Here is a 23,108-nt window from a genome sequence, read left to right as displayed (position 1 = left end):
CCCTGCTGCAGGATAAATCGCAGGCACGCGTAGGACTCCTCGCCATCAGGCCGAGGAGTACTCACATTGCAATCGTTTCAGGCGGAATCAGTCGGGACGAATGACCTTGCCGGTCACCAGATCACGGATCACGCTGGGGTTCTTGCGCCCGCCCAGTTGCCCGCCGAGGATCAGGTCGATCTGCCCACGAAAATACTGCTCGACGCGCAACCGCGTGCGCGCCGCCGGACGCCCCTGCGGGTTGGCCGAGGTCGAGATCAGCGGCCCGACCATCGAGCACAGATCGCGGACCTGCGGGTGATCGCTGACCCGTAGAGCCACGGTGTCGTGCACGCCTGTCACCCACTCCGGCAACAGGTTCTGATGCGGCACCAGCCAGGTATTCGGCCCCGGCCAGGTGCTGGACATGCGGTCGATCCACTCTTGCGGGAAGTCTTCGAACAGGAAATCGAACTGACGGATGTTGTCGGCGACCAGGATCAGGCCCTTGTCCACCGAACGGTTCTTGATCGCCAAGAGCCGATCCACCGCCTCTTCGTTCCACGGGTCGCAACCCAGCCCCCAGACGGCTTCGGTTGGATAGGCAATCACCGCCCCGGCGCGAATCTCTCGTGCGGCTTGTTGCACACGCCAACTGTTGACCATGAAAAAACTCTCCGCAAACAGGTTTTGCGCAGTTTACCGATCTTCCCTGTAAAACCTAGCGTGTCCTGGCCAGCCAGCGACCGTTTTCGCACACCGCACGGCCCTCCATTTCCAGCTCGGTGAGCGCTGCCAGAACTTTGGGCAACGCCCAGCCGCTGCTATCGGCCAACGCCTCACTGGTGTGCGGCGCGGCATGCAGCAGGTTCAGCAAGGGATGATCGGTGTTCGGCGAGTCTGTGGATAATGGCAAATGCTGCCAGCCGCGCAGGGCTTCGAGGATGTGCTCGATGGTTTCCACCAGCACCGCACCGTCGCGGATCAACTGGTGACAACCGCGCGCACCGGGGTGATGGATCGAGCCGGGAATCGCATACACCTCGCGCCCCTGTTCCGCCGCCAGCCGTGCGGTGATCAGCGAACCGCTGGCGACACTCGCCTCGACCACCAGCACGCCGAGGGACAAACCGCTGATGATCCGATTGCGCCGCGGAAAGTTGCTCGCCGTCGGGCCGGCGTCCAGAGGAAACTCCGAAAGCACCGCACTGCCGGCAGCGATCATCGCCTCGGCCAGTCGTCGATTGCGCTGTGGATAAAATTTTTCCAGCCCGGTGCCGAGCACTCCGACGGTTTGCCCGCCGACGTCCAGCGCCGCTTGATGGGCGGCCGCATCGATACCCAGCGCCAGACCACTGGTGATGACAAAACCGGCCCCGGCCAGGCTGCGGGAAAACGCGGCGGCGGTATCCATCCCCGGACGCGAAGCGCTACGACTGCCAACCATCGCCAGTTGCGGTTTTTCCAGAATCAGCGGATCCCCGGCCACGAACAACAGCGGCGGCGGGTCGGGTATCTGCGCCAGCAGCGCCGGGTAATCCGCTTGATCCCACATCAATAAATGCTGGTGCGGACGCTCTAGCCAGCGCAACGCATGGCTGGCGCCGTCGCGCACTTCGGGGCTGCGCCGAGCTTCGGCACACGTCGCCGGCAACCCCAGCGCACGCCAGGCACTGGCCGGCGCACTGATGGCTTTTGATGCTGAGCCAAAGGCTTCGAGCAGTTTGGCAAAGCGTTTCGGGCCGACATCCGGCAAACGGTGCAGGCGCAAACGCGCTTCCAGTTCCGCAGGGGAAACGGACGTACAGGCAGACAGCATCGTGGATCATCCTTGATCGTTATAAGTCCCGAACCATTCGGAACAAGCTGTGGATAACTCTGTTGGTAACTTGTTAAGCCTGCTAAGGGTTACGCACCTTGTCGAGCACCGCCAGCGAGCGTGAAGCGTTGAGGACAAGGCCGTAACTGAGCTTGTCGTAGGTGCGGAATACCATCAGCAACCCGGCCCGCTCGTCAGGAATTTTCAGTGGCTGGCCAGTGATCCGGTCGCGCACGGTTTCCCCGGTTTTCATCACCACCAACACATTGCCTTCGGCCAGGCCATCGCGCTTGCCCTTGTTCAGGGTGACCACGTCCATCACGCCGATCTGGGTGACGCCGCGTGGCACGTCGATGATCAAGCCATTGATCTGGGTGCTCGGAGCGCTGGGCATGAAGGTCGAGTTGATCGAGCGCTCTTCGCCGCTGAACAAGCGGTCGCCAAGACGCACCTCCTGCGTAGTGCGTTGCAGGGCGAGCGTGGCGACATCGCCTTCGGTGGCGACGATTTCGCCACCACCGATATCGTCGGCGTTGATCCCCAGGAACTCTTTGGTCTGCGGGTCGGTGTAAACCTTGCCCTGGCGGAAGATGCCGTACACCGGCTGGTTGGGGTCGAAATGGCCACGGGCGAAGATCCGGTCACCCGTGCCGCTGAGCACCCGCTCGGCGTCACCCGCGACGATGTACGGCGCCTTGTCGAAGTCTTCGGCCTTGTCGACGATGCGGTTGCTCAGCAGAAAACTGTTGATCGATTTCAGCGGAATGCTCGGAATCGCCTCGGCCACCGGGCTGGTGCGAATGCGCGGCGACAGTTTGATCGTGCCCCGTGACTCGCCACGGTTGAGGGTCAGTTGCGGCTGGCCATTGACGTAGCTGAGTGTCAGCGTGTCGCCGGGGTAGATCAGGTTGGGGTTTGCAATCTGCGGATTGGCCCGCCACAGCCGTGGCCACTGCCACGGCTCGCGCAGGTATTTGCCGGAAATGTCCCAGAGGGTATCTCCCGAAACCACGGTGTATTGCTGTGGAAAACCATCCCTGAGTTGCACTTGCCCTTGCGCAGCACCGGTCGAAGCCAGAAGCAGCAGGGCGAGTAGTGTTTTCCTCATGCAGCGAATCCCTTTATCATGTGCGTTCGCGTGAACCGTCAGAGCCCCCGTGGCTCGCTACTGCAAAATGCATTAGCTACGCTTCACAACGGTAGCCTGCATCTTCGGACCTGCCAGGCCATCGACCCGACTTTACTCAATACGTGCAGCAATCAGCCTATGGCCATTTTAAACATCCTCGAATTCCCGGACCCGCGTCTGCGTACTATCGCCAAGCCTGTGGCTGTAGTGGACGACGAAGTGCGTCAGTTGGTCGATGACATGTTTGAAACAATGTATGAAGCGCCAGGCATCGGCCTCGCCGCGACCCAGGTCAACGTGCACAAACGTATCGTCGTGATGGACCTTTCCGAAGACCGCACCGAACCGCGGGTGTTCATCAACCCCGAGTTCGAATCGCTGACCGACGAGATGGATCAGTACCAGGAAGGCTGCCTCTCGGTACCGGGTTTCTACGAAAACGTCGACCGCCCGCAGAAGGTCAAAATCAAGGCGCTGGACCGCGACGGCCAGCCCTACGAACTGATCGCCGAAGGCCTGCTCGCGGTGTGCATCCAGCACGAATGCGACCACCTCAACGGCAAGTTGTTCGTCGATTACCTGTCCACGCTCAAACGCGACCGGATCAAGAAGAAACTGGAAAAGCTCCATCGCCAGAACGCTTGATGCCCCTCTTCAAAGGCTTGCTGCGGCAAGCCTTTTTCTTTTTATGAGACTCCTTTCATGACTGAGCCACTGCGCATCGTTTTTGCCGGCACCCCGGAATTCGCCGCCGAGCACCTCAAGGCCCTGCTGAACAGCCCTTACGAGATCGTTGCGGTCTACACCCAACCGGATCGTCCGGCCGGTCGTGGGCAAAAACTGATGCCGAGCCCGGTTAAACAGTTGGCGCTGGAAAATAATATCCAGGTGTTACAGCCGCCGACTCTGCGTAACGCAGACGCTCAAGCCGAGCTGGCCGCGCTGAAGCCGGACTTGATGGTGGTGGTCGCCTACGGCCTGATCCTGCCGCAAGCGGTGCTGGATATTCCGCGCCTGGGCTGCATCAACAGTCACGCGTCGCTGCTGCCTCGCTGGCGCGGTGCCGCGCCGATCCAGCGCGCCGTGGAACACGGTGATGCCGAAAGCGGCGTAACCGTGATGCGCATGGAAGCGGGCCTGGATACCGGCCCGATGTTGCTCAAGGTCGTCACCCCGATCAGTGCCCAAGACACTGGCGGCACGCTGCACGACCGCCTCGCCGAAATGGGCCCGCCCGCCGTGGTCCAGGCGATTGCCGGCCTGGCGGCCGGAACCCTCGAAGGCGAAGTACAGAACGACGAACTCGCCACCTACGCCCACAAGCTGAACAAAGACGAAGCGCGCCTCGACTGGAGCCGCCCTGCGGTCGAGCTGGAGCGTCTGGTCCGCGCCTTCAATCCATGGCCGATCACCCACAGCACCCTCAACGGTGAAGCACTGAAAGTACTGGCCGCAACGCTCGCGCAAGGCAAAGGCGCGCCCGGCGAAGTGCTCAGCGCCAGCAAGGACGGCCTGATCGTCGCTTGCGGCGAGCAGGCGCTGTGCCTGACCCGCCTGCAACTGCCCGGCGGCAAGGCGCTGCACTTCAGCGACCTGTTCAACAGCCGCCGTGAGAAGTTCGCCGTCGGCACCGTGCTCGGCGCCGTGGTGGACGCGCAATGAACCCGCGTCTGGCCGCCGCCAAGGCACTCGCCGCTGTGCTCAGCGGCAAGGCTTCGCTGAACAGTTCGCTGCCGACGCAACTGGACAAGGTCGAAGACCGTGATCGCGGTTTCACCCAGGATCTGGCGTTTGGCACCGCGCGCTGGCAGCCACGTCTGTCGGCACTGGCCGAGAAGCTGTTGCAAAAGCCGTTCAAAGCCGCGGATGCCGACGTCGAAGCGCTGCTGCTGGTCGGCCTCTATCAATTGCTCTACACCCGCGTGCCGGCTCACGCCGCCATCGGTGAAACCGTGGGTTGCGCCGACAAGCTGAAAAAGCCTTGGGCCAAAGGCCTGCTCAATGCCGTGCTGCGCAACGCCCAGCGCGAAAGCGAGACGATTTTCGCCGAGCTGGAACGCGACCCGGTAGTGCGCACCGCTCACCCGCGCTGGCTGCAAAAATCCCTGAAAGCCTTTTGGCCGCAACAGTGGGAAGCGATCTGCGCCGCGAACAACGCGCACCCGCCGATGATTCTGCGGGTCAACCGCCGCCATCACAGCCGCGATGCTTACCTCGGTTTGCTGAGCGACGCCGGCATCGCCGCCGCGCCATGCGTTTACAGCCACGACGGCATCGTTCTCGAAGCCGCCGCCGATGTGCGCAGCCTGCCGGGTTTCGCCGAAGGCTGGATCAGCGTGCAGGACGAAGCCGCGCAACTGGCCGCCGATTTGCTCGATCTGGCGCCGGGCCAGCGGGTGCTCGATGCCTGCTGCGCCCCGGGTGGCAAGACCTGCCACATCCTCGAAGCCGAACCGGCACTGGCCGGCGTGGTAGCGGTGGATCTGGAAGCCAAGCGACTGGTGCGGGTGAAGGAAAACCTCGAGCGGCTGGGCCTGAGTGCCGAGCTGATCGCTGCCGATGGCCGCGATACCGCGACCTGGTGGGACGGCAAGCCGTTCCAGCGCATTCTGCTCGACGCACCGTGTTCGGCCACCGGGGTAATCCGCCGTCATCCGGACATCAAGTTGACTCGTCAGCCGGACGACATCGTCGCCCTCGCGCAACTGCAAGGCGAGTTGCTCGACGCGATGTGGCAAACCCTCGAAGTCGGCGGCATCCTGCTGTACGCCACCTGCTCGACGCTACCGACCGAGAACACCGAAGTCATCGCCGCGTTCCTCGAACGCACGCCGGGTGCCCGCGAACTGGACCTGGCGACCACGGCCGGGATCAAACAGCCCCATGGTCGCCAATTGCTGGCCCAGCAGGGCGGCCATGACGGGTTCTACTACGCCAAGCTGATCAAGATCGCTGCCGCGCGCGGCTAAACGGATTCAATGGAGTGACTGGATGAAAATCATCATCCTCGGTGCGGGGCAGGTCGGCGGTTCGCTGGCCGAACACCTGGCCAGCGAAGCCAACGACATCACCGTGGTCGACACCGATGGCGAACGCCTGCGCGACCTCGGCGACCGTCTCGACATCCGCACCGTGCAGGGCCGCGGTTCGCTGCCATCGGTGCTGCGTCAGGCCGGCGCCGACGATGCCGACATGCTGGTGGCGGTGACCAACAGCGACGAGACCAACATGGTCGCGTGCCAGGTCGCCCATACGTTGTTCCACACCCCGACCAAAATCGCCCGGGTGCGCGAAGCGTCCTACCTCAATCGCGAAGAACAGCTGTTTCAGAACGAAGCGATTCCGGTCGATGTGCTGATCAGCCCCGAGCAAGTGGTGACCAACTACATCAAGCGTCTGATCCAGCACCCGGGCGCGTTGCAGGTGATCGACTTCGCCGAAGGCCAGGCACAACTGGTAGCGGTTCGCGCGTATTACGGCGGGCCGCTGGTGGGTCAGCAACTGCGCCAGTTGCGTGAGCACATGCCGAACGTCGAAACCCGCGTGGCCGCCATTTTCCGCCGCGATCGGCCGATCCTGCCCCAGGGCGATACGGTGATCGAGGCCGATGACGAAGTCTTCTTCATCGCCGCCCGTGAGAACATTCGCGCGGTGATGAGCGAAATGCGCCGCCTCGACGAAACCTACAAGCGCATCGTCATCGCCGGCGGCGGGCAGATCGGCGAGCGTCTGGCCGAGGCCATTGAAAGCCGCTACCAGGTGAAGATCATCGAGATGAACCCGGCACGCTGCCGCTATCTCTCCGACACCCTCGACAGCACCGTGGTGCTGCAGGGCAGTGCGTCGGACCGCGATCTGCTGCTGGAAGAGAACATTGCCGACGCTGATATCTTCCTCGCCCTGACCAACGATGACGAAGCCAACATCATGTCGTCGCTGCTGGCCAAACGGCTGGGGGCGAAGAAGGTCATGACGATCATCAACAACCCGGCCTACGTCGACCTGATCCAGGGCGGCGATATCGACATCGCCATCAGCCCGCAACTGGCGACCATCGGCACGCTGCTGGCGCACGTGCGCCGTGGCGATATCGTCAGCGTGCACTCATTGCGCCGCGGTGCGGCAGAAGCCATCGAGGCGATTGCCCACGGTGATGCGAAGTCGAGCAAGGTCATCGGCAAACCAATCGAGAAGATCGGCCTGCCACCGGGCACTACCATCGGCGCGGTCATTCGTAATGAACAAGTGATCATCGCCCACGATGACACGGTGATCGAAGCGGGCGACCATGTGATTCTGTTCCTTGTGGATAAAAAGCATATTCGCGATGTGGAGAAGCTGTTTCATGTGGGGTTGAGCTTCTTCTGATCCAGGTTACATGGTGATCAGACTGGCCCCTTCGCGAGCAGGCTCACTCCTACAAGGGAACGCATTCCAAATTGTAGGAGTGAGCCTGCTCGCGATAGCGCTCTCCCTATGCCAGACCCATCACTGACACGCCACAGTAAAGGAATCCACCCATGCTCGAATCCCTGGAAAAAATGCTCGCCAAGGGTGTGGATAACTCCCTGCTGCGCTTCGGTCTGGGTAAGGGCTATCTGGATTTGGGGGAAAATGCCAAGGCTGCCGAGCATTTTCAGCGCTGCGTAGGCTTCGATCCGAAGTATTCGGCGGCCTGGAAACTGCTGGGCAAGGCGCAGCAGGCGCTAGGCGATCACGCCGCCGCACGTCAGGCGTGGGAACAGGGTCTGGAAGCCGCCCGCGCCCATGGCGACAAGCAGGCCGAAAAGGAAATGACGGTGTTTCTGAAGAAGCTCGACCGTCAGGCGCAATAAGTCAGCGGGCGTTGTTCACAGATAACGCAGGCCGATACCGTCAGCATCCACCGTCACCACTTCCATCCGTACCCGCGGCGCGCCTGTGGGTAAACCCTGCACCTGACCATAAACCACTGCGCCCTTGGGCAGCGAAGCCAGGCGCGGATGCTGGACATACACGCCGGTGGCCGACAGATTGCGCGTCTGACCCAGGCACTCGCCGAAGCTGTCGTGGGTGATCTTGATGCGAAACGATTTGCGTTGTTCGGACATCTGCTGCGCCCTTGAATGAACGGTTGTGGATAACCTTGCCGACAAGGTTATCCACAGATCATGCCAAGCACCTCAGCCACGACTCAGTACCAGCGCGCTTCGCCCGGCGGTCGCTTCTTGAAGCGCTTCATGCTCCACATGTACTGGCTCGGATACGCCGCCACATAACGCTCGACCACTTTGCTCATGGCCGCGCAGGACTCTGCGGTATCGGTGCTGTACATGGCCTCTGGCGCCGCTTCGAGGATCACTTTGTAGCCGGAACCGTCCGGCAGGCGCAGGGCGTGGAGGAACACGCCGACCGCTTTACCGCCGGCCAGCATGTTCGGCACGAATTTGCTGGTCAGCGCCTGGGTGGCGAAGAACGGCACGAAGATCCCGGCGGATTCGGCCGGTTCCGGGTCAGCAGGAATACCCACTGCACCACCCTTGCGCACTTCCTTGATGACGCTGAGGATGCCTTCCTTGGTCGACGCCGCGACTTTGTTGCCCAGTTGCACGCGCTGTTTGCGCAGCAACTCATCCACCGCCTTGAGCTTGGGCGGGCGATAGAAAATGATCGGTTTGCACTGGCTGCAATAGAAGTGGTTGAGCACTTCCCAGTTGCCCAGGTGGCTGGTGATGCCGACCACGCCTTTGCCCGAAGCCAATGCGTCCTTGAGGATGTCGAGGCCTTCGACTTCGCGCACCAGATCGATCGAACGCTGGGCCGGCCAGATCCACGCGCAGGCGCTTTCGGTCAGCGACTTGCCGATGTCTTTCAGGCTCTGGCCGACCAGACGCTCGCGCTCGGCCGGGTCCATCTGTGGAAAACACTTGGCGAGGTTGATCCGTACCACGTCGCGGGAACGGTTGGGGGTTTTCCACATGATCCAGCCGATTGCCGAACCCACGGCCTGTACGGCCCGCCATGGCAGCAGGGCAAACAGCCGCAGAGCGCCTACCAGCAAGGCGCCTTTAAACTTTTCCACAGGTCACTCCTGATCTTGTGCTGTGCGCGAGGCGGCCATTCTAACCGCCGTTGGCGAGCTGCGCGTAGCGGTCACAGTCCTGAGTGTGATCCATGACCATGCCCGAGGCCTGCATCAGCGCGTAACAAATGGTCGGTCCGACAAAGGTGAAGCCGGCCTTTTTCAGGCCCTTGCTCATTGCCAGCGCTTCGGGGGTGATCGCCGGGACTTCGCTGCGATCCTTGAAATGGTTGATGATCGGTTTGTCGCCGACAAACGACCAGAGGAATGCCACCGGGTCTTCCAGCGCCAGCCAGGCCTGGGCATTGCGCCGGGCGGCATTGAGTTTGAGGCGGTTGCGGATGATCCCGGGATCAAGCATCAGTTCGGCGATTTCCGCGTCACTCATCTGCGCCACACGCTGCACGTCGAAGCCGTACAGCACCTCGCGGTAGCGCTCGCGTTTGCGCAGCACGGTGATCCAGGACAGCCCGGCCTGGAACCCTTCAAGCAAAAGCAACTCGAACAAACCCTGCGCATCGCGTAGCGGCGCGCCCCACTCCTGATCGTGATAAGCCATGTACAGCGGATCTTCGGTACACCAAAAGCAGCGTGGCATAAGGCTCCAGGGGGTGGAGGTGCGACTGAATCGGGTATACTCCCGCTCTTTAAATCGCAGCCCAAGAAACAGGTGAATTTCGTGAGCCAGCCTACGCCAGCCGTGCGTACCTTCCAAGACTTGATCCTCGCGCTCCAGCAATACTGGGCCGAGCAAGGTTGTGTGGTACTTCAGCCCTACGATATGGAAGTAGGCGCCGGCACTTTCCACACCGCGACCTTCCTGCGCGCCATCGGCCCGGAAACCTGGAACGCCGCGTATGTGCAGCCAAGCCGCCGTCCGACTGACGGCCGTTACGGTGAAAACCCGAACCGTCTGCAGCACTACTATCAGTTCCAGGTAGTCCTGAAGCCGAACCCGGACAACTTCCAGGAACTGTACCTGGGCTCCCTCAAGCATGTCGGCCTCGACCCGCTGGTCCACGACATTCGCTTCGTCGAAGACAACTGGGAATCGCCAACCCTCGGCGCCTGGGGTCTGGGCTGGGAAGTCTGGCTCAACGGCATGGAAGTGACCCAGTTCACCTACTTCCAGCAGGCGGGCGGCATCGAGTGCTACCCGGTGACCGGCGAGATCACTTACGGTCTGGAGCGTCTGGCCATGTACCTGCAAGGCGTGGACTCGGTCTACGACCTGGTCTGGGCTGACGGTCCGTTCGGCAAAGTGACCTACGGCGACGTGTTCCACCAGAACGAAGTGGAGCAGTCCACTTACAACTTCGAACATGCCAACGTCGACAAACTGTTCGAACTGTTCGACTTCTATGAAAGCGAAGCCAAGCGCCTGATCGAACTCGACCAGCCGCTGCCGCTGCCGAGCTATGAAATGGTCCTGAAGGCGTCGCACACCTTCAACCTGCTGGATGCGCGCCGGGCAATCTCGGTGACCGCGCGTCAGCAATACATCCTGCGCGTACGCACCCTGGCGCGTTCCGTTGCGCAAGCCTACCTGCTGGCCCGCGCCAAGCTGGGCTTCCCGATGGCGACCCCGGACCTGCGTGACGAAGTACTGGCCAAGCTGGAGGCTGCACAATGAGTGCTCAAGATTTTCTGGTTGAACTGGGCACCGAAGAACTGCCGCCAAAAGCCCTTAACACCCTGGCTGAAGCGTTCCTCGCCGGTATCGACAAGGGCCTGCAAGCCGCGGGCCTGAGCTACGAGACCAAAACCGTCTACGCCGCACCGCGTCGTCTGGCTGTGCTGATCACTGCATTGGCCACCCAGCAGCCGGATCGCAGCATCAACCTCGACGGCCCGCCACGTCAGGCGGCATTCGATGCCGAAGGCAATCCGACTCAAGCGGCACTGGGCTTTGCCAAGAAGTGCGGCGTCGAGCTGAGCGAAATCGACCAGAGCGGTCCGAAACTGCGCTACAGCCAGAACATCGCCGGCAAGCCGACCGCAAGCCTGCTGCCGACCATCGTCGAGGACTCGCTGAACGACCTGCCGATCCCGAAACGCATGCGTTGGGGTGCGCGCAAGGAAGAGTTCGTGCGTCCGACCCAGTGGCTGGTAATGCTGCTCGGTGACCAGGTCATCGACTGCACGATCCTCGCGCAGAAGGCTGGCCGTGATTCCCGTGGTCACCGCTTCCATCACCCGCAAAGCGTGCGCATCGGTTCGCCATCGAGCTACCTGGCCGACCTGCGTGCCGCTTATGTACTGGCCGACGCCAACGAGCGTCGCGAGATCATCAGCAAGCGCACCGAAGAACTGGCGACCCGTCAGGAAGGCACTGCAATCGTGCCACCGGCGCTGCTTGACGAAGTGACCGCCCTGGTCGAATGGCCGGTGCCGCTGGTGTGCTCGTTCGAGGAACGCTTCCTCGACGTGCCGCAAGAAGCGCTGATCACCACCATGCAGGACAACCAGAAGTATTTCTGCCTGCTGGATGCCGACGGCAAGTTGCTGCCACGGTTCATCACTGTGGCCAACATCGAAAGTAAAGATCCGCAGCAGATCATCGCCGGTAACGAGAAAGTGGTTCGCCCACGCCTGACCGACGCCGAGTTCTTCTTCAAGCAAGACAAGAAGCAGAAACTCGAAGCCTTCAATGATCGCCTGAAGAACGTGGTGTTCCAGGAAAAACTCGGCAGCGTCTACGACAAGGCCGAGCGCGTTTCCAGACTCGCCGCGTACATCGCCGCGCGCATTGGCGGCAACGCTTCGTGGGCGGCCCGCGCAGGCCTGCTGTCGAAGTGCGACCTGGCCACCGAGATGGTCGGCGAGTTCCCGGAGATGCAAGGTGTTGCCGGTTACTACTACGCCCTTAATGACGGCGAGCCGGAAGACGTCGCGCTGGCGCTGAACGAGCAGTACATGCCACGCGGTGCCGGTGCCGAATTGCCGGCGACCCTGACCGGTGCCGCTGTCGCGATCGCCGACAAGCTCGACACCCTGGTCGGTATCTTTGGTATCGGCATGCTGCCAACCGGCAGCAAAGACCCGTATGCCCTGCGCCGTGCGGCACTCGGCGTGCTGCGCATCCTGATCGAGAAACAGCTGGATCTGGACCTGAACGACGCCGTGGCCTTTGCCGTGAATGCGTTCGGTGCCAAGGTCAAGGCTGCCGGCCTGAATGACGCAGTGCTGGAATTCATCTTCGACCGCCTGCGTGCGCGTTACGAAGACGAAGGCGTGGATGTCGCGACCTATCTGTCGGTCCGTGCCCTGAAGCCAGGTTCGGCGCTGGACTTCGACCAGCGTGTGCAAGCGGTTCAGGCTTTCCGCAAACTGCCGGAAGCGGCAGCGCTGGCGGCGGTCAACAAACGGGTATCGAACCTGTTGAGCAAGGTTGAAGGCTCGGTACCGACCGTGGTCGAGGCCAAGTACTTCGACAATGCCAACGAGTTCTCGCTGTACTCGGCGATCCAGCAGGCCGATCAGGCTGTGCAGCCAATGGCCGCGGCGCGTCAGTACAACGAATCGCTGGCCCGCCTGGCTGCCCTGCGCGAACCGGTGGACGCGTTCTTCGACGCTGTGATGGTCAATGCCGAAGACGCCAAGGTCCGGGCCAACCGCTACGCGCTGCTGGCGCGTTTGCGTGGCCTGTTCCTCGGTGTGGCCGACATTTCGCTGCTGGGTTGAGGGACTGCTGTTGAAACTGCTGATTCTCGATCGGGACGGAGTGATCAATTACGACTCCGACGCTTACATCAAGTCGGTGGAAGAGTGGATTCCACTGCCCGGCTCGATCGAGGCGATTGCGCAGTTGAGCAAGGCCGGCTGGACGGTGGCGGTCGCCACCAACCAGTCGGGCATTGCTCGCGGCTATTACGACCTCGCCACCCTCGATGCCATGCACGCGCGCTTGCGCGAGCTGGTGGCGGAGCAGGGCGGTGAAGTCGGGCTGATCGTGTATTGCCCGCATGGTCCGGACGAGGGTTGCGATTGCCGCAAGCCTAAACCGGGCATGTTGAAAACCATCGCGGCGCATTACAACGTGACGCTGACGAATGTCTGGTTCGTCGGCGACAGCCTTGGTGACCTGGAGGCCGCCAAAGCCGTCGATTCACAGCCCGTTTTGGTAAAGACCGGGAAAGGCGAAAAGACTCAGGCCAAGACCCTTCCGGTCGGCACCCTGATTTTTGACGATCTGGCGGCGATTGCCGCAGAACTTATCCACAACTAGAGTGCTTCTGAAGTTCCTGACCAGGGATTGATCGGGAGTGCGCTTGAACAGTCGGGCATTGCCCGTAACGGTAAACGTCGCCATGTCGATACTGCAGGCCATCAGAATTTTTCTCTTTTACCTGCTGCTGGGCACCACTGCCTTGCTGTGGTGCAGCCTGAGCTTTTTTATCGCGCCCTTTCTGCCGTTCAAGGCGCGTTATCGTTTTATCAATGTGTACTGGTGTCGTTGCGCCTTGTGGTTGACCAAGGTGTTTCTCGGCATTCGTTATGAGGTCAAGGGCGCGGAAAACGTGCCGGACCGGCCCTGTGTGATTCAGTCGAACCACCAGAGCACCTGGGAGACGTTCTTTCTCTCCGCTTATTTCTCGCCCTTGAGCCAGGTGCTCAAGCGCGAATTGCTGTACGTGCCGTTCTTCGGCTGGGCGATGGCCATGTTGCGACCGATCGCGATTGACCGCGACAACCCGAAAGCCGCGCTCAAGCAAGTCGCGGCCAAAGGCGACGAGCTGCTCAAGGACAACGTCTGGGTACTGATCTTCCCTGAAGGTACCCGCGTTCCCTACGGCACGATCGGCAAATTTTCCCGCAGTGGCAGCGCATTGTCCGTGAATGCGGCGCTTCCGGTACTGCCGATTGCACACAATGCCGGCAAGTTCTGGCCGAAAATCGGCTGGGGCAAGCAGCAAGGCGTGATCACCGTGGTCATCGGTGAGCCGATGTACGCCGAAGGCACTGGCCCACGCGCCATTGCCGACCTGAACGATCGGGTGCAAGCCTGGAACGAACAGGCTCAGCGCGAAATGGGTTCCCTGCCACCGGCTCCGCAGGCCCCGGCGGCAAATGACCAGATGGCTGTCTGAGATTTTGTGGATAACCTGTGTACGGTTTTGTTGAAAAGGCCTGAATATTCAAAGTAACTGATTGATTTACTTATATATTTCTCAAGCTCATAAAACACCGTAAAACGTGCATAAGTTTTTTTCGGAAGTAAAAAAACCGGCTGATATAGCCGGTTTTTTTGTGCTCGTTCACTCAGCAATCAGCGGTAGCCGGAGCCGGAAGGTCGTGCCCTGATTGACCACGCTCTGGCACTCGATGCTACCGCCGTGATGATCAATCACAGCCTTGACCATCGACAGCCCCAGGCCGACGCCATCGATCCCCTGCGCCGATGAAAAGCGCCGGTACTGGGTGAACAGATCCGGCAGTTCCCCGGCGGCAATGCCTTTGCCCCGATCGGTCAATTCACAGCACAGCCAATTACCCTGGCAACTGACGTTCAACCGAATCGTGGTGCCGGCCGGGCTGTACTTGATCGCGTTTTCCAGCAGGTTGAACAAGGCACGGGTCAACAGGCCCTGGTCGGCCAGGATCAGTCGTTCCTGGGATGGCTCATCCATCGCCTGCAGCAATTTGATGTCTTTCTGCTGGGCGATGGGCAGGGCCTGATCCAGCACGTCCAGTACCAGCATCGCGAACAGGCTGGGCTGAAACTGATAAGCCTCGGATTCCGCCCGTGCTAGCGACACGAAACCATCGGTCAGATCCAGCGCACGACGCACCTGTCGCTCGATCTGCTCGAACAGTGGGGAATCCGCGCCGGCCTGATGGCGATGCACATCCAGCAAAGCGAGGATTGCCGAATGCGGGGCACGCAAATCGTGGGAGAGGAAACGCAGCAAAACCCCGCGCTGTTCTTCAGCGGCGCGCTCGGCGCTGAGGTCGGTGAGACTCAGCAGCCAGCCGATCGGCGTATCGCCGTCCACCGGCAGCAATGCCGCGCGTTCCAGACGCAGGCTGCGTTCCTTGTGATCACGAAACTCCAGCAGGGGCAGGGCTGATAACGCCGGACGCGTTTCTGTGGATAATTCCGGATAGGCGAGGCGGGCCAGTTGCTCGAGCACATCGTCACCGACCAGAGGGTGATCGAACAGTACGCGGGCCTTGCGGTTGCCCAGCAGAATCTTCCCTTGGGGGTCGCTGATCAGCGTCGCCACCGGCAGGTATTCCAGGCCGTCGGCTATAAAGCGGCGGGTGTCGCGGGTGCGGCTCATGGCCTGTTCAAGCGCCATGATCTGCCCCTGCAACTGGTCAGCGCTGGTGAATTGCGCGCGGCGACGTTCCGGAAAGACTTTCGGCTCGCGGTCCAGCCGCGCCAGTTCCCAGCCAAAGTACGTCAGCACCACGCTCAGGCGCCGCCAGTTCCAGATCAGATAGCCGAACAACATGCCAAGCGCTGCCGGAGTCGGTGACCACCAATGCCGGACTTCCGCCAACCCGGCGCTGGTCAGCAACACACACGCCACCCCGCCCAGCGTCACCCAGATCGCCCAGCGCGGGCGCCACAGCAGCATCCCGAGGACACACGCCACCAGGGCCACCGAGAGCACCGCGCTCCAGGCCGGAACCACGTCGTGCAGATTGATCTGGGCGCGATACGACAACAGCGCAGTCAGCGGCAACAGCACTAGACTTATCCACAACCACTCACGCACCAGCCGCCGAAACAGGCGCTGGACCTGACTCGGCTCGCGGCTTTCACGCCGGCGCGGGTTATTCATGGCAAACAGGGCAGGGGGCAGTGAATGGTTTCATGGGCCACAGGTCTGAGGACGTAGATCCGAAGAATCATAGCGGACGTCGACCGACGGCGGACGGCTTACTTTCACCGCACAGGCCAAGCCGTTATGGTTTCCGGCCACTGCCCAAGCAACAAGGAACCCACGCGTATGCGCGTTGCGATACTGGACGATGAACCCGCCGAACTGCGCCGGGTCGAGCAAACCCTGCAGCAAATGGCGGCCGTGGGCGACCAGCCATGGTCGCTGCACAGCTTTGAACGGGGTGAGGACCTGCTGCGCCAGTTGCGCCGGGACACTTTCGACCTGCTGATCCTCGACTGGCAATTGCCCGACCTGAGCGGCCTCGCACTGCTGCGCTGGACCCGTGAACACATGGAGTCGCCGCCCGCCGCGATCATGCTGACCAGCCGCGACGGCGAAAGCGATATCGTCCAGGCCCTGAACGCTGGTGCCGACGATTACGTCAGCAAACCGTTCCGCCCCAACGAGCTGAAAGCCCGAGTCGCCGCCGTACTGCGCCGGCACAGCCAGCAACGCAGTACCACCACCGAGGTGCTGAGCTTCAATGACCTGACCTTCGACGATGCCGAGCTGACCGTCACCCGCGAAGGTAAGGCAGTGGTCATGACGGAACGTGAATACCGCTTGGCGCGGTGCCTGTTCAGTAACCTGGGTCGGCCGCTGTCGCGGGAGTACTTGTACGAGCGCTTCTGGCCCCATGAAGAAGTGGTCTCGTCGCGACCGCTGGATACGCACATCTATCGCCTGCGCAACAAACTGGGGCTGACGGCGGACCGGGGTTGGCAGTTGCTGACGATTTATGGGTATGGGTATCGGTTGGAGAGTGTGACGGTTGCGTCCGAGTAAAAATCAAAAGATCGCAGCCTGCGGCAGCGCCTACATGGATTACCGGTAGGAGCTGCCGCAGGCTGCGATCTTTTGATCTGCCAATAAAAAGGCCAACGCTTGTGCGTTGGCCTTTTGTTTAACGTCGACCGGGATCAGAAATCCAGGTTGGACACCGCCAAAGCATTACTCTCGATGAAATCACGGCGAGGTTCGACCGCATCACCCATCAGGGTGTTGAAGATCTGGTCTGCGCCAATGGCGTCTTCGATGGTGACTTTCAGCATGCGGCGCACGCTTGGGTCCATGGTGGTTTCCCACAGCTGATCCGGGTTCATTTCACCCAGACCTTTGTATCGCTGAATGGTGTGGCGCTTGGTGCTTTCGGCCATCAGCCAGTCGAGGGCTTCCTTGAACTCGGTGACCGCTTTCTTGCGCTCGCCACGCTGGATGTACGCGCCGTCGTCGAGCAGGGTGCTCAGTTGAGCGCCGAGGGTGACCACGGTCTTGTAGTCGTTGCTGCCGAAGAAGTCGCGGTTGAAGGTGACGTAGTTCGACAGACCGTGGGAGATCAATTCGACCTCTGGCAGCCATACACCACGTTCACGGTCTTCACGCAGGCTGGCCTTGTAGACCAGGCCCGACTTCTCGACGGTGCGCAGACGGACTTCGTACTGGGCCAGCCAGTCCTGCATCTTGGCGTGATCGCCAAGCATTTCCAGGCTGACAGCGGGCAGGTAGATGAAGTGCTCGGTCAGCTCCTGCGGGTACAGGCGCGACAGACGCTTGAGGGTCTTCATCACCATGCGGAAGTCGTTTACCAGACGCTCCAGCGCTTCCCCGGAAATGCCCGGGGCCTCTTCGTTCAGGTGCAGGCTCGCATCTTCCAGGGCCGACTGCGTCATGTACTCTTCCATGGCGTCGTCGTCTTTGATGTATTGCTCTTGCTTGCCTTTCTTGACCTTGTACAGCGGCGGCTGGGCGATGTAGATGTAGCCACGCTCGATCAGCTCCGGCAGCTGACGGAAGAAGAAGGTCAGCAGCAGGGTGCGGATGTGCGAACCGTCGACGTCAGCATCGGTCATGATGATGATGTTGTGATAGCGCAGCTTGTCGATGTTGTACTCTTCGCGACCGATGCCACAGCCCAGCGCGGTGATCAGCGTGCCCACTTCCTGGGACGAGATCATCTTGTCGAAGCGTGCCTTCTCGACGTTGAGGATCTTGCCCTTCAACGGCAGGATGGCCTGAGTCTTGCGGTTACGCCCCTGCTTGGCAGAGCCGCCCGCGGAGTCACCTTCCACGAGGTACAGTTCGGACAGAGCCGGGTCTTTTTCCTGGCAGTCAGCAAGCTTGCCCGGCAGACCGGCGATGTCCAGCGCGCCTTTGCGGCGGGTCATCTCACGGGCTTTACGTGCCGCTTCACGGGCACGGGCCGCGTCGATCATCTTGCCGACGACCAGCTTGGCTTCGTTCGGATTTTCCAGCAGGAAGTCGGAGAAGTACTTGCCCATCTCCTGCTCGACCGCGGTCTTCACTTCGGAAGACACCAGCTTGTCTTTGGTCTGCGAGCTGAACTTCGGATCCGGCACTTTTACCGAGATGATCGCGGTCAGGCCTTCACGGGCATCGTCACCGGTGGTGGCGACTTTGTGCTTCTTCGCCAGACCTTCCTGCTCGATGTAGTTGTTCAGGTTACGCGTCAGGGCCGAACGGAAGCCCACCAAGTGGGTGCCGCCGTCGCGCTGCGGGATGTTGTTGGTGAAGCACAACAGGTTCTCGTTGAAGCTGTCGTTCCACTGCAGGGCGATTTCCACGCCGATGCCGTCTTCACGCTGAATGTTGAAGTGGAACACCTGGTTGACCGCAGTCTTGTTGGTGTTCAGGTATTCAACGAACGCACGCAGGCCGCCTTCGTACTTGAACAGCTCTTCCTTGCCGCTGCGCTCGTCCTTGAGGACGATGCCGACACCGGAGTTGAGGAAGGACAGTTCACGAATGCGCTTGGCCAGGATGTCCCAGCTGAAGTGAATGTTCTTGAAGGTTTCGCTGGAAGCCTTGAAGTGAATCTGGGTACCGGTGGTTTCGCTGTCGCCAACGATGGCCATCGGCGCCTGAGGCACGCCGTGGATGTAGGTCTGTTCCCAGATCTTGCCGCTACGACGTACAGTCAGTACCAGCTCTTCGGACAGCGCGTTCACTACCGACACACCTACACCGTGCAGACCGCCGGATACTTTGTAGGAGTTGTCGTCGAACTTACCGCCAGCGTGGAGGACGGTCATGATGACCTCGGCGGCGGAAACGCCTTCCTCTTTGTGCACGTCTACCGGGATGCCACGGCCGTTGTCTTTAACGGTGATGGACTCATCCGGGTGGATGATGATGCTGATGTCGTCGCAGTGGCCGGCGAGGGCTTCGTCGATCGAGTTGTCGACCACCTCGAACACCATGTGGTGCAGACCGCTGCCATCGTCGGTGTCACCAATGTACATACCGGGACGTTTGCGTACGGCATCCAGGCCTTTCAGCACTTTAATGCTCGTTGAGTCGTACGTATTTTCTTCGCTCAATGCCTTCACTCCCGATGGTCGTGGGTCTGGGTGATACGGCCCTGTTCCACGTGGAACAGAGCAACTGGCGTTTCCGTCTGCCAGCCTTCCCTCAATAATTCGTGATCTACACAGGTAATGAATACCTGGCAGCGTAAGTCTTCCAGCAAGCGGCACAGCGCACGACGGTGGCTCTCGTCCAGCTCGGACGGCAAGTCATCCACCAGATAAATACACTGCCCGCGTCGGGCCTGGCTCACCAGATGCCCCTGGGCAATCCGCAAGGCACAGACCACCAGTTTTTGCTGACCCCGGGACAAGATGTCCGCGGCATTGTGTGCGCCCAATCTAAGACGCAAATCAGCTCGTTGCGGTCCGGCCTGGGTATGACCCATTTGCTGATCCCGTTGTACGGATCCAGCCAGTACGGCACTCAATTCCCGGTCTTTGTCCCAGCCTCGGTAATAGCTGAGCGTCAAACCTTCAAGCTCAACCAGTTCGCTCAAGGTTTGTTCAAAGACTGGTTTCAAGGCTTTGATGTAAGCGCGGCGGTATTCATCGATTTCAGCGCTGGCCTGGCACAGTTCCCTGTCCCAAACCGCTTGCGAAACGGCGTCAAGTGTACCATGCCGCAGCCAGGAGTTTCTCTGGCGCAAGGCCTTCTGCAAACGCTGCCAGGTCGCCATGAACCGCGGCTCGACGTGGAACACGCCCCAGTCGAGGAATTGCCGGCGAATCTTCGGCGCGCCTTCGAGCAGGCGAAAGCTGTCGGGGTTGATCAACTGCAGCGGCAGGATCTCCGCCAGTTGCGTAGCGCTGCGAGCATTCTGGCCGTCGATGCGGATCTGGAACTCGCCCTGACGGTCGCGAGAGATCCCCAGCGCACTGTGTCCACCCTCAGCCAGTTCGACCTGACCGAACACCGTGCAGGCGAGTTGCTCGTACTGGATGACCGGCAACAGCCGCGTGCTACGAAACGAACGGGCAAGCCCCAGCAGATGAATGGCTTCCAGAACACTGGTTTTGCCGCTGCCGTTGGCGCCGTAAAGGATGTTGATGCGGGGGGAGGGGGAGAAGGTCACCGGGTGCAGATTGCGCACCGCGGTGACCGAAACACGACTTAAGGACATCCAGGATCAGCTGATTACAGACGCATCGGCATGACAACGTAAGCCGAGTCGTCATTGTCGGACTCTTGCACCAGCGCACTGCTGTTGGAGTCGGACAGGATCAGGCGAACCTGCTCGGTGGTCATCACGCCCAGCACGTCGAGCAAGTAGCTCACGTTGAAGCCGATTTCCAGCGAGCCGCCGTTGTATTCAACACCCACTTCTTCTTCCGCTTCTTCCTGCTCCGGGTTGTTGGCCTGGATCTTCAACTGACCGCTGGCCAGTTGCAGACGGATGCCGCGGTACTTCTCGTTGGACAGAATCGCGGTACGGCTGAAGGCTTCACGCAGTGCCTGACGATCGCCCAGTACCAGCTTGTCGCCGCCTTTGGGCAGTACGCGCTCGTAGTCCGGGAATTTGCCGTCAACCAGTTTCGAGGTGAAAGTGAACTCACCGGTGGTCGCGCGAATGTGGTGCTGACCGAGGACGATGCTGACGTTGCCGTCCGGCTCGGTGAGCAGGCGTGCCAGTTCGAGAATACCTTTGCGCGGTACGATCACCTGGTGGCGATCCGGCTGACCGATATCGGCCTGCATCGAGCACATTGCCAGACGGTGTCCGTCGGTGGCTACGGCACGGATCACGCCCGCCGAGACTTCCAGCAACATGCCGTTGAGGTAGTAACGCACGTCCTGCTGAGCCATGGCGAAGCTGGTGCGTTCGATCAGACGACGCAGTTTGCTCTGCTCCAGGCTGCAGGTCAGCGAACCCGGGCCTTCTTCCACCGTCGGGAAATCGTTGGCCGGCAGGGTCGACAGGGTGAAGCGGCTACGGCCGGCCTTCACCACCAGTTTCTGCTCGTCGACCTTGATGTCGATCAGCGCATCGTTGGGCAAGCTTTTGCAGATATCCATCAGCTTGCGCGCGGGCACGGTGATGGAACCTGTTTCGGCCGGCTCTTCGAGTTGCACGCGACCAACCAGCTCGACTTCCAGGTCGGTACCGGTCAGCGACAGTTGCTGGCCATCGACAACCAACAGCACGTTGGAGAGTACCGGCAAGGTCTGTCGGCGCTCGACGACGCCTGCGACCAGTTGCAGGGGTTTCAACAGGGCTTCGCGTTGAATGGTGAAATGCATGGTCTAGTCCCTTGCCTTAATAAGCTGCGCTGGTGTTCATCAAGTGGTCAGTGTACGCAGCAGGTTCTTGTAGTCCTCGCGGATGTCCGCGTCGGATTCCTTAAGTTCGTTGATCTTGCGGCAGGCGTGCAACACCGTCGTGTGGTCACGCCCGCCAAACACATCGCCGATTTCCGGCAGGCTGTGGTTGGTCAGCTCCTTGGACAATGCCATGGCCACCTGACGCGGACGAGCCACCGAGCGCGAACGGCGCTTGGACAGCAGGTCGGAGATCTTGATCTTGTAGTACTCGGCGACAGTGCGCTGAATGTTATCCACAGAGACCAGTTTGTCCTGCAACGCCAACAGGTCCTTCAGGGATTCGCGAATCAGCTCGATGGTGATGTCGCGGCCCATGAAGTGCGAGTGGGCGATCACGCGTTTCAGCGCACCTTCCAGCTCACGGACGTTGGAGCGAATACGCTGGGCGATGAAGAACGCCGCATCGTGGGGTAGCTCGACTTTGGCCTGGTCGGCCTTCTTCATCAAGATCGCCACGCGGGTTTCCAGCTCTGGCGGCTCGACGGCAACGGTCAGGCCCCAGCCGAAGCGGGATTTGAGGCGCTCTTCAAGGCCTTCGATTTCTTTCGGGTAGCGGTCACTGGTGAGAATGACCTGCTGGCCACCTTCAAGCAGGGCGTTGAAGGTGTGGAAAAACTCTTCCTGGGAACGCTCTTTGCGGGCGAAGAACTGAATATCGTCGATCAGCAACGCGTCCACCGAACGGTAGAAGCGTTTGAATTCGTTGATCGCGTTCAGTTGCAGCGCCTTGACCATGTCCGCCACGAAGCGCTCGGAATGCAAGTACACAACCTTGGCATTCGGGTTCTTCTTTAACAGGTGGTTACCCACAGCGTGCATCAAGTGAGTTTTACCCAGGCCGACGCCGCCATAAAGGAACAGCGGGTTGTAACCGTGCTTGGGATTGTCCGCCACCTGCCAGGCCGCCGCGCGGGCGAGTTGGTTGGATTTGCCTTCAACGAAGTTCTCGAAGGTGAACGTGCGGTTCAGGTAACTGGTGTGCTTGAGCGCGCCTTCGACCTGAACGGTGCGTTGTTCGGCGCGAACCGGGGCCTGTTGCGAGGCCGCACCGGCCATCGGATCAAAGCTGTCGCGGGACGGCTCTTCACTGACTTCCTCGGTTTTCTGCGTCGAACGCTTGGTTGGTGGCGGCGTCGGGGCTGGCGCGGGTGCACTGGCCGGCGCGGCATTGGCCTGAGCCTGCGATGCTTGCGCAGCAGCCAACGGAGCATTCGGCGCGGCGCGCGGTGCCGAACTGCGTTTGCTGCCTATTAATAAGGAAAGTGCTGGCGCCATGCCGTTGCCGTGCTCATCCAGCAGTTCAAGGACGCGACCCAGGTACTTTTCGTTGACCCAGTCCAGCACAAAACGGTTCGGTGCGTAGACGCGCAACTCGTCGCCTTCGGCTTCGACCTGTAGTGGACGGATCCAGGTGTTGAATTGTTGGGCAGGCAGCTCCTCGCGCAAAAGCTCCACGCACTGCTGCCAAAGTTCCACTGACACGGATATCCCCTAAGTTGAAAGCCGGTGAGGCAAAAACAAGCGGCCATTGTAGCGGCGAGCGGTCCACTTATCCACATGCAGGTTGTGGGGTGACCATGA

The 23,108-nt window shown here is 60.8% G+C and carries 21 protein-coding genes; 10 read left to right on the top strand and 11 right to left on the bottom strand.

The features are described 5' to 3' along the window. Window positions 1–87 precede the first annotated feature (87 nt). From tsaC to NN484_RS06965, 3 genes are all read right to left on the bottom strand, one after another. Entirely contained in the window at window positions 88–645 is a 558-nt protein-coding gene (gene tsaC, locus NN484_RS06975; protein WP_127649466.1) for an L-threonylcarbamoyladenylate synthase type 1 TsaC, read from the bottom strand. Window positions 646–700: 55 nt separating this feature from the next. Continuing rightward, on the bottom strand, window positions 701–1,798 hold the full coding sequence (gene dprA / locus NN484_RS06970) for a DNA-processing protein DprA (protein WP_274658781.1): 1,098 nt from the start codon (window positions 1,796–1,798) through the stop codon (window positions 701–703). 82 nt (window positions 1,799–1,880) lie between these two features. Continuing rightward, complete coding sequence (locus tag NN484_RS06965; RefSeq protein ID WP_215500446.1) at window positions 1,881–2,906, bottom strand: LysM peptidoglycan-binding domain-containing protein; 1,026 nt, start codon at window positions 2,904–2,906, stop codon at window positions 1,881–1,883. Window positions 2,907–3,065: 159 nt separating this feature from the next. Here NN484_RS06965 and def point away from each other — a divergent pair, with 159 nt between their 5' ends. The 5 genes from def to NN484_RS06940 all read left to right on the top strand — a co-directional run bounded on the left by def (window position 3,066) and on the right by NN484_RS06940 (window position 7,762). Continuing rightward, on the top strand, window positions 3,066–3,572 hold the full coding sequence (def, locus tag NN484_RS06960; protein ID WP_027610272.1) for a peptide deformylase: 507 nt from the start codon (window positions 3,066–3,068) through the stop codon (window positions 3,570–3,572). A gap of 57 nt (window positions 3,573–3,629) precedes the next feature. Beyond that, complete coding sequence (gene fmt, locus NN484_RS06955) at window positions 3,630–4,589, top strand: methionyl-tRNA formyltransferase (protein ID WP_215500447.1); 960 nt, start codon at window positions 3,630–3,632, stop codon at window positions 4,587–4,589. After that, window positions 4,586–5,896, top strand: coding sequence for a 16S rRNA (cytosine(967)-C(5))-methyltransferase RsmB (gene rsmB, locus NN484_RS06950; RefSeq protein WP_274658780.1), 1,311 nt, complete (start codon window positions 4,586–4,588; stop codon window positions 5,894–5,896). The genes fmt and rsmB overlap by 4 nt, the downstream gene beginning before the upstream one ends. A gap of 22 nt (window positions 5,897–5,918) precedes the next feature. Beyond that, window positions 5,919–7,295, top strand: a complete 1,377-nt coding sequence (gene trkA, locus NN484_RS06945) for a Trk system potassium transporter TrkA (protein WP_127649476.1) — start codon at window positions 5,919–5,921, stop codon at window positions 7,293–7,295. A gap of 152 nt (window positions 7,296–7,447) precedes the next feature. Beyond that, window positions 7,448–7,762, top strand: a complete 315-nt coding sequence (locus tag NN484_RS06940; protein ID WP_127649478.1) for a tetratricopeptide repeat protein — start codon at window positions 7,448–7,450, stop codon at window positions 7,760–7,762. A gap of 15 nt (window positions 7,763–7,777) precedes the next feature. Here NN484_RS06940 and NN484_RS06935 read toward each other — a convergent pair whose 3' ends face one another. The 3 genes from NN484_RS06935 to NN484_RS06925 all read right to left on the bottom strand — a co-directional run bounded on the left by NN484_RS06935 (window position 7,778) and on the right by NN484_RS06925 (window position 9,586). Beyond that, window positions 7,778–8,017 carry a PilZ domain-containing protein gene (locus NN484_RS06935; protein ID WP_127649480.1) on the bottom strand — a complete coding sequence of 80 codons (240 nt, stop codon included), beginning with the start codon at window positions 8,015–8,017 and terminating at the stop codon, window positions 7,778–7,780. A gap of 83 nt (window positions 8,018–8,100) precedes the next feature. Next, window positions 8,101–8,988 carry a lysophospholipid acyltransferase gene (locus tag NN484_RS06930; protein WP_083367454.1) on the bottom strand — a complete coding sequence of 296 codons (888 nt, stop codon included), beginning with the start codon at window positions 8,986–8,988 and terminating at the stop codon, window positions 8,101–8,103. 40 nt (window positions 8,989–9,028) lie between these two features. Further along, window positions 9,029–9,586 (bottom strand): DNA-3-methyladenine glycosylase I, encoded by a 558-nt coding sequence (locus tag NN484_RS06925; RefSeq protein WP_127649484.1) that lies wholly within the window; start codon window positions 9,584–9,586, stop codon window positions 9,029–9,031. Window positions 9,587–9,667: 81 nt separating this feature from the next. On the opposite strand from NN484_RS06925, the gene glyQ reads away from it, so the two are divergent. The 4 genes from glyQ (at window position 9,668) to NN484_RS06905 (ending at window position 14,078) form a co-directional block, all read left to right on the top strand. After that, entirely contained in the window at window positions 9,668–10,621 is a 954-nt protein-coding gene (gene glyQ / locus NN484_RS06920; protein WP_003187265.1) for a glycine--tRNA ligase subunit alpha, read from the top strand. Then, window positions 10,618–12,672, top strand: a complete 2,055-nt coding sequence (glyS, locus tag NN484_RS06915) for a glycine--tRNA ligase subunit beta (protein ID WP_274658779.1) — start codon at window positions 10,618–10,620, stop codon at window positions 12,670–12,672. The genes glyQ and glyS overlap by 4 nt, the downstream gene beginning before the upstream one ends. A gap of 4 nt (window positions 12,673–12,676) precedes the next feature. Further along, on the top strand, window positions 12,677–13,216 hold the full coding sequence (gene gmhB / locus NN484_RS06910) for a D-glycero-beta-D-manno-heptose 1,7-bisphosphate 7-phosphatase (RefSeq protein ID WP_164747857.1): 540 nt from the start codon (window positions 12,677–12,679) through the stop codon (window positions 13,214–13,216). A gap of 82 nt (window positions 13,217–13,298) precedes the next feature. Beyond that, window positions 13,299–14,078: a lysophospholipid acyltransferase family protein gene (locus tag NN484_RS06905; protein WP_215500449.1), complete on the top strand. Its 780-nt coding sequence runs from the start codon at window positions 13,299–13,301 to the stop codon at window positions 14,076–14,078. A 168-nt stretch (window positions 14,079–14,246) separates the two neighbouring features. Here NN484_RS06905 and NN484_RS06900 read toward each other — a convergent pair whose 3' ends face one another. Beyond that, the gene (locus NN484_RS06900) at window positions 14,247–15,779 is read right to left on the bottom strand and encodes a sensor histidine kinase (RefSeq protein ID WP_215500450.1); all 1,533 of its coding nucleotides are present in this window, start codon (window positions 15,777–15,779) and stop codon (window positions 14,247–14,249) included. Between the two features lie 168 nt (window positions 15,780–15,947). On the opposite strand from NN484_RS06900, the gene NN484_RS06895 reads away from it, so the two are divergent. Further along, window positions 15,948–16,667 (top strand): response regulator transcription factor, encoded by a 720-nt coding sequence (locus NN484_RS06895; protein ID WP_127649494.1) that lies wholly within the window; start codon window positions 15,948–15,950, stop codon window positions 16,665–16,667. Between the two features lie 134 nt (window positions 16,668–16,801). Here NN484_RS06895 and gyrB read toward each other — a convergent pair whose 3' ends face one another. From gyrB to dnaA, 4 genes are read right to left on the bottom strand one after another with little or no spacing between them, the layout of a single operon-like run. Beyond that, window positions 16,802–19,219 carry a DNA topoisomerase (ATP-hydrolyzing) subunit B gene (gyrB, locus tag NN484_RS06890; protein ID WP_003220210.1) on the bottom strand — a complete coding sequence of 806 codons (2,418 nt, stop codon included), beginning with the start codon at window positions 19,217–19,219 and terminating at the stop codon, window positions 16,802–16,804. A 5-nt stretch (window positions 19,220–19,224) separates the two neighbouring features. Continuing rightward, complete coding sequence (recF, locus tag NN484_RS06885; protein WP_274658778.1) at window positions 19,225–20,328, bottom strand: DNA replication/repair protein RecF; 1,104 nt, start codon at window positions 20,326–20,328, stop codon at window positions 19,225–19,227. Between the two features lie 14 nt (window positions 20,329–20,342). Continuing rightward, on the bottom strand, window positions 20,343–21,446 hold the full coding sequence (dnaN, locus tag NN484_RS06880; protein WP_007960767.1) for a DNA polymerase III subunit beta: 1,104 nt from the start codon (window positions 21,444–21,446) through the stop codon (window positions 20,343–20,345). 39 nt (window positions 21,447–21,485) lie between these two features. Next, complete coding sequence (dnaA, locus tag NN484_RS06875; RefSeq protein ID WP_274658777.1) at window positions 21,486–23,009, bottom strand: chromosomal replication initiator protein DnaA; 1,524 nt, start codon at window positions 23,007–23,009, stop codon at window positions 21,486–21,488. Window positions 23,010–23,108 lie beyond the last annotated feature (99 nt).

The organism is Pseudomonas serboccidentalis (assembly GCF_028830055.1).
Lineage (GTDB): Bacteria > Pseudomonadota > Gammaproteobacteria > Pseudomonadales > Pseudomonadaceae > Aquipseudomonas > Aquipseudomonas serboccidentalis.
Note: the sequence above shows the minus strand (reverse complement) of the source record. Positions and strands in the feature narration are given on the sequence as shown.